This is a genomic window from Cellulosimicrobium composti (assembly GCF_010287905.1).
In the GTDB taxonomy this organism is placed as follows: domain Bacteria; phylum Actinomycetota; class Actinomycetes; order Actinomycetales; family Cellulomonadaceae; genus Cellulosimicrobium; species Cellulosimicrobium composti.
Map to the genome: position 1 here is coordinate 1 of NZ_JAAFAN010000032.1, position 9,924 is coordinate 9,924.

Annotated in this window: 5 protein-coding genes; all 5 read right to left on the bottom strand. The window is 73.3% G+C overall.

Annotated elements, in window-relative coordinates; translation table 11 throughout:
* The coding region (locus GYH36_RS10605) for an Ig-like domain-containing protein (RefSeq protein ID WP_312028592.1) at window positions 1-3,016 on the bottom strand (3,016 nt) is incomplete at its 3' end.
* A gap of 355 nt (window positions 3,017-3,371) precedes the next feature.
* Complete coding sequence (locus tag GYH36_RS10610; protein ID WP_115942034.1) at window positions 3,372-4,376, bottom strand: polyprenyl synthetase family protein; 1,005 nt, start codon at window positions 4,374-4,376, stop codon at window positions 3,372-3,374.
* Window positions 4,377-4,441: 65 nt separating this feature from the next.
* On the bottom strand, window positions 4,442-6,214 hold the full coding sequence (gene nuoN, locus GYH36_RS10615) for an NADH-quinone oxidoreductase subunit NuoN (RefSeq protein WP_162289833.1): 1,773 nt from the start codon (window positions 6,212-6,214) through the stop codon (window positions 4,442-4,444).
* Window positions 6,211-7,878 (bottom strand): NADH-quinone oxidoreductase subunit M, encoded by a 1,668-nt coding sequence (locus GYH36_RS10620; RefSeq protein ID WP_162289834.1) that lies wholly within the window; start codon window positions 7,876-7,878, stop codon window positions 6,211-6,213. The genes nuoN and GYH36_RS10620 overlap by 4 nt, the downstream gene beginning before the upstream one ends.
* Before the next feature lie 13 nt (window positions 7,879-7,891).
* Complete coding sequence (nuoL, locus tag GYH36_RS10625) at window positions 7,892-9,922, bottom strand: NADH-quinone oxidoreductase subunit L (protein ID WP_162289835.1); 2,031 nt, start codon at window positions 9,920-9,922, stop codon at window positions 7,892-7,894.
* Window positions 9,923-9,924 lie beyond the last annotated feature (2 nt).

Below are 9,924 nucleotides of genomic sequence, written 5' to 3' on the forward strand. Positions count from 1 at the left end.
CGGCGTCGAGGTCGTGGGTGTCCTCGATGCCGCCGGGCACGAGGCCCACCTGGTCGCCGTCGGGGTCGGTGTCGTTCACCAGCGCCGCGACCGAGACCGTACGACCGGGCCGCACGGTGACCTCGTCGTCCACCGCGACCGGCGGCTGGTTCGTCTCGCCCGGTCGCGAGATCCCCACGCGCACCGTGCCGTTCGCCGTCGCGCCGCGCGCGTCCAGGACCGTGTACGTGAACGTGTCGAGCCCCGTCGCGTTCTTCGACGCGGTGTACTCGATCATCCCGTCGACGACCTGAGGCGTGCCCTTCGAGGCGGGCGACGCGATCCCGGTCACCTGGACCGAGTCGCCGTCGGGGTCGATCCCGTCCAGCGGCACGTCCACGCGGACCGTCGCGCCGGACAGGACGCGGGCCTCGATCTCGCGGGGCTGCGGGGGCGCGTTGTCCTCGCCGTCGCGGATGCGGATCGTGACCTGGGCGGAGTCCTCCTGCCCGTTGACGTCGCGCACCCGGTAGATCGCGTAGGCCGTGCCGGCCTCGGGGCCGGCCTTGAACCGCAGCGTGTCCTTCGAGACGAACGCCTCCCCGAGCGCGGGGTCGACGTCCTGCTCCAGCTCGGTCTGCAGGAACAGCTCGAGCCCGTCGGGGTGGGTGTCGTTCCGCAGCACCGGGATCGTCACCACGTCCCCGGCGTGCACGGTCACCTCGTCCGCCGCCGCGTTCGGCGGCTGCAGGCGCGTGGGCGCCGGCACCGGGATGACCCGCACCTCACCCGTCGCCGTCTCCGTGCCGTTGGACACCGTGTAGCCGATGCTCACGGGGCCGTCGAGCCGGCGCAGCTCCGTGATGCGGAGCATCTGGTGCGCGAGCACGGCGACGGACACCCCGGCGTCGTCCGGCACCGTGACCGACTGGACGACGAGGACGCCGCCCGCGGGGTCGGTGTCGTTGGCCAGGACGTCCACGAGGGTCTTGCCGCCTGCGGGCAGCAGCGCGGTGTCGGTCACCACGATCGGCGCGCCCTCGGCCGCCGACGGCGGCAGCACGTCCACGCGCACCAGACCCGTCGTCGCGTCCGGGCCGTCGGTCACCTGGTACGTCAGGTCGTACGAGCGCGGCTCCATCGACACGAACGTGAACGTGCCCGCGTCGTAGTTCGGCGTGATCTCGGCCGGTGCCGACTCCGACACCGACGCCAGGCGCAGCTCGTCGCCGTTCGGGTCCGTGTCGTTGCGCAACGGCTCGACCGTCACCGGCTGCCCCGCGGGCACCACCACGTGGTCGCTCACCGCGATCGGCGGCTGCGGACCCGGCACCACGTCGATCAGCAGCTTGCCCTCGCTCAGGCCGCCCTGACCGTCCGCCACGGCGAGGGTCACGATCTTGCGCCCGGTGGAGCCGCCACCGTCGCGGAAGTCCACGGTCCCGTCGGGGCGCGAGCGCACGTCGTCGCCCGCGACCGTCGCCTCGGCCGAGGCGAGGTAGAGGTCGTCGCCGTCGGGGTCCTTGAAGTACGGCAGGACCTTGATGGTCGCCGTGCCGCCCTGCGCGACGCGCAGCACCGGGTCACCCGTCTGCTCCGGCGGCGCGTTCTCGCCCCACGGCGAGACCTTGAGCGAGACGGACGCGTCGGCGGTCCCGCCCCGACCGTCGGACACCGAGTACCGGAACGAGCCCGTCCCCGTCGCGTCCTCGGGCACGACGGCCTGCAGCGCGGCGCCGCCCATGATCGCCTGCACCGTCGCGTTCGACGGCGAGTCCCCCGCGAGCGACGCCGTCATCACGTCCCCGTCCGGGTCCACGTCGTTGCCCAGCACCGGCAGGATCGTCGTGCGCCCCGGACGCACCCCGAAGCTGTCGTCCTTCGGCTGCGGCGGCCGGTTCGGCTGCGACCGGTCCGCGATGAACTGGTCCACCTGCTCCGGGTTCGTCAGCTCCGCGTCCGACTCCTCGCCCTCGGCCTCCTCCGGGATCTGCACGTCCCAGTCGTCGACCTTCTGGTACTCGTCCGCCGCCATCCACAACGTCCCCGCCGACAGGTCGTTGAGCACGATCACCTGACGGTTCACGCGGTACTCGAGCTGCGCCTGGGGGTCGATGCCCTCCAGGGTCGTGTCCAGGTCACGGCCCGTACCGTCGCAGTCGCGCACGACCTGCCCCGTGGAGCCCCACGCGCCGTACGTGCACGACCCGAGCTGCACCGGCGCGGCCGGGCGACCCTGCGCCGCCCGCCGCAGCGCGTCGCCGCCGCCCAGCGGCTGCGTGACGAGCCCGGACGCGGTCGCGACCACCACGTCGCTCGACGCCCGCGACGGCTGCTGCAGCCGTGCCTGGTCGCCGCCCTCGAGCGCGACGGTCTTCCCGCCCGGCAGCACGAGCTGGGACGCCGACCGGTCCAGCACCACCGGCTTCTCGCCGACCGCCGTCACCTCGACCTCCGCGCCCTTGCCCACGGGCAACGTCGACGACGACGGCTCGCCGTCGACGACGCCGCGCGAGGACGTCTTCACGGTCCACAGCGTCCCGGTCGAGGGCACGGCGACGAACACGGTCCCGTCCTGGGAGACGGCGACGGCCCCGGCGCCCTCGACCTCGGCGGTGGGCTCGAGCTCCTCGGCGTCGAACGACGTCGCCCCCTCGAACGGCAGGACCCACAACAGCCCCTCCTCGCCGTCCAGGACCGCCGTCGTCGCACCCCCCGAGGCCACCTGCGCACCCGCCGGCAACCGCACCTGACCCGACAGCTTCAGGTGCGCCACGTCCACCGGCGACGCCGACCCCGTGCCCGCGTCGTCCAGCAGCACCCGACCCGCGTCCTGCTGCACGTCGAACGACGCACTACCCGCGTTCAGGGTCCCGTCCAACGCCTGCGACTCGTAGTTGAACCGTCCCAGCAGGCCGGCCGACGTCTTCGTCACCCACACACCCGAGTCGTTCAGGTCGACGTCCGCCGTCGCCTCACCCTCGTAGAAGAGAGCCAGCCCCACCAGCGCCGTCGAGAACACCGACACGGTGCTCACCGACGCCACGGTACGACGGTGCTCGCGCAGGCGCGCCAGGAAACCCACTAGACCTCCGAGGAGCCGGTTCGGGGGAGACGATCGGTCCCTCGTCCGGCCCCCTCGATCTCGCACTGGTTCAGGCGGCCCCACCGATCGCGCACTCGAGGATAGCCGGAGAGCGGGTGAGATCCGACACCCGCGCGATGGGGAGAACTCCCCGGGCGAGGCCGGCCGCGCCTACCCGGGCCCTGCGCGGCGCGCGCCGAGGCGGACGTCCAGGCAGGTCACCTCGGTGTCCGAGGCAACGAATCTCGCCGCGCCCGGGCGCGCGCACCGCGCGCCGGGCGCGGGAAGTTCACCCCGCGGAGGCGGCTCAGGCGGCGCGGTCCGCGAGCGCCTCGGCGAACGAGCGCAGGGCGTCGGTCACCGGGCCCCCGGGGAGCGTGTCGAGCTCGGTCACGGCCGACCTCGCCCACCCGACCGCGAGCGCACGCGTCTCCGCGAGCACCTCGTGGCGCCGCAGCGCCGCGACGGCCTCGGCGAGCGCGTCGTCGTCGGTGAGGTCGGCGTCGAGGAGCTCGACGAGCGCGACGTCGTCCGGCGTCGCCGTCCCCTTCGCGATGCGCGCGCGCAGCAGGAGGACCGGCATGGTCGGCACCTTCTCGCGCAGGTCCGTGCCGGGCGTCTTGCCCGACTCGTCGCCCGTGGACGCGAGGTCGAGGACGTCGTCGGCGAGCTGGAACGCGACGCCGAGCTTCTCGCCGTAGGCCGCGACCGTCTCGACGACCTCGGCCGGGCACCCGGCGAACATCGCGCCGAGCCGGGCGGACGTCGACAGGAGCGACGCCGTCTTGTCGGCCAGCACCTCGAGGTAGTGCTCGACGGGGTCGGCGCCCTCCCCCGGCCCCGTCGTCTCGTGCAGCTGGCCCAGGCAGAGCCGCTCGAACGTGCGCGCCTGGATGAGCACAGCCTCGGGGCCGAGCGCCGCGACCGTCGAGGCGGCGCGCGCGAAGAGCAGGTCGCCGACCATGATCGCGACCGAGTTGCCCCACACCGCGTGCGCGGAGGGGGCGCCGCGGCGCACCGGCGCGGAGTCCATGACGTCGTCGTGGTAGAGCGACGCGAGGTGCGTGAGCTCGACGACGACCGCCGCCTCCTCGATCTCCGGGCGCGTCGCGTCGCCGAGCTCGGCGGCGAGGAGCGTCAGCAGCGGGCGCAGCCGCTTGCCCCCCGCGTTGACGAGGTGCCGGGACGCCGAGTCCGCGAGCGGGTCGGCGTGCGCGACGGCGGCCCGCAGCCGGGTCTCGACGCCCGCGAGCCGCTCGGTGAGGGCGGCCGCGAGCTCGGGGTCCGAGATCGGGATCGCGGTGGTCGTCACGGGCGCGGTCCGGTCGCGCGGGCCGCGCTGCCCGGCAGGCGCGGGGGGCACGGGAGGCACAGAGGTCACGGGACGAACTTAACCGCCTCGGCCGCCAGATCGAGAACCGGGGACGGGAACACACCGAGCAGGAGCACCCCGAGCGCGCACACGGCGATCGCCACGGTCGTCGGGCCGGCCGAGCGCACGACCGTCACGCCCGCCCCCTCGGAGGCTCCCGCGCCCTCGCCGGACCCCTCGTCCGCGCCGCCCGCGGGGGCCGTGAAGAACATCAGCACGATGATGCGGACGTAGAAGAACACGGCCACGGCCGAGGCGAGCACGCCGACCACGGCGAGGACCCACGTCGAGCCGCCGCCCTGGCCGTCCGGGCCCGCGATGGCCGCGCCGAACGCGGTGAACTTCGCGACGAAGCCCGCCGTGAGCGGGATGCCCGCCATCGAGAGCAGGAACAGCGAGAACGTGCCCGCGAGCCAGGGGCTGCGGCGTCCGAGACCCGCCCACTGGGCGAGGTGCGTGGCCTCGCCGAGCACCGCCACCGGCTGCTCGCCCGAGTCGTCGGAGGGGTTGTCCGGCGCCCCCGCCTCGCCCGCGCCCGCGCCCACGGTCGCGGGCACGCGCTCGCGCACCGGCGCCGTCTCCCGCACGAGCGTGACGACGGCGAACGCGCCGACGGTCGCGAGGCCGTACACGAGGAGGTAGAACACGGTCGCGCGCAGCGACAGCTGCGAGAACCCGACGACGCCGACGAGGATGAAGCCCGCGTGCGCGATCGACGAGTACGCGAGGAGCCGCTTGACGTCGGTCTGCACCGCGCCGACGACGGTGCCCACGACCATCGTGAGCAGCGTGACCACCCACAGCGCGACGAACAGGTCCTCGCGCGTGGCCGGGGACGACTGCGCGAGGCCGAGGCTCACGACGTACAGGACGCGCAGGAGCGCGCCGAACGCGGCGGCCTTGGTGCACGCGGCCATGAAGCCCGTGATCGGCGTCGGGGCGCCCTGGTACACGTCGGGCGTCCACGCGTGGAACGGCGCGGCGCCGATCTTGAAGAGCAGGCCCGCCAGGACGAGCAGGGCGCCCACGACGACCAGGCCCGGCATCGACGCGAGCGGGCCGCCCGGCGTCGCGAGCGACCGGTAGACCTCGACGAGGTCGACCGAGCCGGCGAACCCGTAGACGAGCGCGACGCCGAACACGAACAGCGCGGACGCGAACGCGCCGAGGAGGAAGTACTTGAACGACGCCTCCTGCGACAGCAGGCGACGGCGGCGCGCCATCGCGGAGAGCACGTACAGCGGGAGGGAGAGCACCTCGAGCGCGACGAACATCACGAGGAGGTTGCCCGTCGCGGGGAAGATCATCATGCCGCCGACGGCGAAGAGCACGAGCGGGTAGACCTCGGTCTGCTCCAGGCCCTTGCGCCGCGTGAGGTCCTCGTACGGCGAGCCGGGGACCGCGGCCGCCGACGGCGCGAACGCGTCCTGGCCGGTCGACGTCCGGTCGGCGATCACGAGGATCGCGAGGAACGCGAGCAGCACGACGATCCCCTGGACCGCGAGCCCGAACGGGTCGATCACCATCGACCCGCCGAGCACGCGCACGCCGTAGGGGGCGACGTCGCTCCCCTGGACGGCGGGGTCGCGCCACAGCACGACGACGAGCGCGAACGCCGCGGCGGTCGCGAGCAGGGCCAGGACCACCTGGACCGTGCGCCGGACGCGCGCGGGCACGAACGCCTCGATGAGCACGCCGACGACGCCGGCGCCGAGCACGACGAGGATCGGGGCGAGGTAGAGCCAGTCGACCGCGGGGGCCACGAAGGAGTCGTTCACGACTCGCTCCCTTCGTCGGTGCTACGGGTGACGTGCGACGCCTGGCCCTCGACGAGCGTGCCGTCGGCGTCCGCGAACGGGTCGGAGCGCGGCGGGTCCTCGACGCCCGCGACCGCGAGGTCGGACAGCGTGACCTCGGCGGGCTCGCGCACGAGGTCGAGCGCGGGCGCCGGGTACAGGCCGAGGACGAGGAGGATGACGACCAGCGGCGCGACGACCCACTTCTCGCGCGCGCCGAGGTCCGGGAGCTCGTCGAGGCCCTCGCGCGTGCCGCCCGTGAAGATCCGCTGGTAGGTGAGGAGCACGTAGAGCGCGGCGAGCACGACGCCGAGCACCGCGACGAGCGCGGCCCAGGGGCTGCGCGCGAACGTGCCGACGAGCACCATGATCTCGCTGACGAACGTCGACAGGCCCGGCAGCGACAGCGCCGAGAGGCCCGCCACGAGGAACGTCCCGGCGAGCACGGGGACCACCTTCTGGAGGCCGCCGTAGTCCGCGATGCGCTGCGAGCGCTCCGGGTGCCGGGCGATGAGGAAGCCCGCCAGGAGGAACAGCGCCCCGGTCGAGATGCCGTGGTTGACCATGTACAGCGACGAGCCCGAGACGCTGAGCGACGTGAACGCGAAGATGCCGAGCACGATGAACCCGAAGTGCGACACCGAGGTGTAGGCGATGAGTCGCATGAGGTCGCTCTGCCCGATCGCCATGAGCGCGCCGTACAGGATCGACACCACGGCGAGCACGACGACGACCGGTGCGGCCCACGTGCTCGCGTGCGGGAAGAGCGGAAGGCACAGCGTGAGCATCCCGAACGTGCCGACCTTGTCCAGCACGCCCACGAGGAGCGTGGAGGTGCCCGCGGGCGCGTGCTGCGCGGCGTCGGGCAGCCACGTGTGGACCGGGAAGAGCGGCGCCTTGATGGCGAACGCGAGGAAGAACCCGAGGAACAGCAGCCGCTCGGTCGTGACCGGCATCGGGTTCTCGGCGAAGTACCCCACGAGGTTCGACGTGAGGAACGCGTCCTCGGGCCGCGCGCCCGTCGCCGGGTCGATCGGCACCTGCACGTAGAGGGCGATGACCGCCGCGAGCATGATGAGCCCGCCCGCGAGCGAGAACAGCAGGAACTTCACGGCCGCGTACCGCCGCCGCGCCCCGACGCCGAACCCGCCGATCATGAAGTAGACCGGGACGAGCATCGCCTCGAACAGCACGTAGAAGAGGAACACGTCGCGCGCGACGAACACCGCGACCATGAACGCCTCGAGCAGGAGCACGAGCGCGAGGTAGTGGCGCAGGCGGCGCACGTCGCCGTCCTGCTCCTTCCACGCCGCGAGCACGACGAGCGGGACCAGCACGACGGACAGCGCGACGAGCGCGAGCGCGACGCCGTCGGCGCCGACCGCGTAGCTCGCGCCGATCTGCGGGATCCACGGGTACGTCTCGGTGAGCTGGTGCGTGCCGGCGGCGGACGTGTCGAACGCCGTGAACGCCGCGACGAGCAGAGCGACCTCGACGAGCGCCGCCGCGAGCGCGACGCCGCGCACGGCCCGCAGGGCGCCGGCGCCGACGCCGCGCGTGCGGGCGGCGGCCGTGAGCCACACCGCCGCGGCGCCGACGAGCGGCCACGCGACGAGCAGGGACAGCCAGGGGACGGAGGTGGTCACGGGTGTCTCCCTCTCAGCTCGCGGAGCCGGTGGTCAGGGCGAGGACGACGGCGGCGATGACCACGAGGCCGCCGAGCATCGTCGCGCCGTACGAGCGCACGTAGCCGTTCTGCCACCCGCGCAGCCACTCCCCCACGCGGCCGACCAGGCCGGCGAGGCCCATCCAGCCGCCGTCGACCATCTCCTTGTCGGCGTAGACGAGCGAGCGCGTGAGGTACTGGCCGGGGCGCATGAACACGGCCTCGTTGACGTCGTCCTGGTACAGGTCGCGGCGGGCGGCCCGCGTGAGCGCGGAGCCGCGCGGCGCACGGACCGGGACGCTCGCCATCGCGTACTCGCGCCACGCGAGCGCCGCACCGGCGAGCACGAGCACGAGCGTCAGCGTCATGAGCGCCCACACCGGCAGCACCGGCTCGGCGTGCTCGGCGTGGCCCGTCACGGGCTCGAGCCACGTGACGAAGCGCGAGCCCGCGGCGAGGAGGCCGCCGAGCGCGATCGACCCGACCGCGAGCACGATCATGGGCCACGTCATGAGGCGCGGGGACTCGTGCGGGTGGCGCACCGGGCCGTCCTGCGATCCGAGGCCGTCGAGGCTGCCGCTGCCGTCGTTCCAGCGACGGCGGCCCGAGAACGTCATGAAGAACAGGCGCGACATGTAGAACGCGGTGATCCCGGCTCCGAGCAGTGCCACGCCGCCGAACACCCAGGCGCGCCAGGGCTCGCCGTCCACGGGCACGAACGCGGCCTCGATGATCTTGTCCTTGCTCCAGAAGCCGGAGAAGGGCGGGATCCCGAGGATCGCGAGCCAGCCCGCCATGAACGTGATCCACGTGACCTTCATGTACCGGGCGAGCCCGCCGAACCGGCGCATGTCCACCTGGTCGTCCATGCCGTGCATGACCGAGCCCGCCCCGAGGAACATCCCGGCCTTGAAGAAGCCGTGCGTCACGAGGTGGAAGATCGCGAACGCGTACCCGATCGGGCCGAGGCCGGCGGCGAGGATCATGTACCCGATCTGGGACATGGTCGACGCGGCGAGCGCCTTCTTGATGTCGTCCTTCGCGCAGCCGACGATCGCCCCGAAGAGCAGCGTCACCGCGCCGACGACCACCACGACGAGCTGCGCGGTGGGCGCGCCCTCGAAGATCGGCGCGGACCGCACGACGAGGTAGACGCCCGCCGTGACCATGGTCGCCGCGTGGATGAGGGCCGAGACGGGCGTCGGGCCGGCCATCGCGTCCCCGAGCCACGCCTGCAGCGGGAACTGGGCCGACTTGCCGCACGCCGCGAGCAGGAGCGCGAGGCTCGTCGCGGTGAGCAGCGCCGTCGACGCCGCGGGAGCCTCGGCGAACACGGTCGTGAAGTCGACCGCGCCGAACGTCGCGAACATGAGCATGAGCGCGACGATGAGCCCGATGTCGCCCACGCGGTTCATGACGAACGCCTTCTTCGCCGCGACCGCGTAGGCCCGGTGGTGGTTCCAGAACCCGATGAGCAGGTACGACGCGAGGCCCACGCCCTCCCAGCCGACGAACAGCAGGAGGTAGGAGTCGGCCAGGACGAGCACGAGCATCGCCGCGACGAACAGGTTGAGGTAGGCGAAGAACCGGCGCCGGTCGCGGTCGTGCGCCATGTAGGCGACCGCGTACACGTGGATGAGCGTGCCGACGAACGTCACGAGGAGCACGAACGTCAGCGACAGCGGGTCGATCCGCAGCCCGACGGCGAGGTCGAGACCGCCCGCGACGATCCAGTCGAAGAGGTGGTGGTCGACCACGCGCTCGTCGACGGGCAGGCCCAGCATCCCGAGGAACAGGACCAGCCCCACGACGAACGCGGCGCCGGACATGAGGACGCCGAACCACGCGCCCCAGCGGTCGCTGCGGCGCCCGGCCAGCAGGAGGACGGCCGCGCCGAGGAGCGGGAGCAGCACGAGGAACGGCGCCGCGCGGAACACGTCGGGCACGGTCTCGGACACGGCCACGACGTCGGTCGCGGCCGGGAGCCCGCTCGCGGCGGGCAGGGCGGGAAGGAGCATCGTCATCG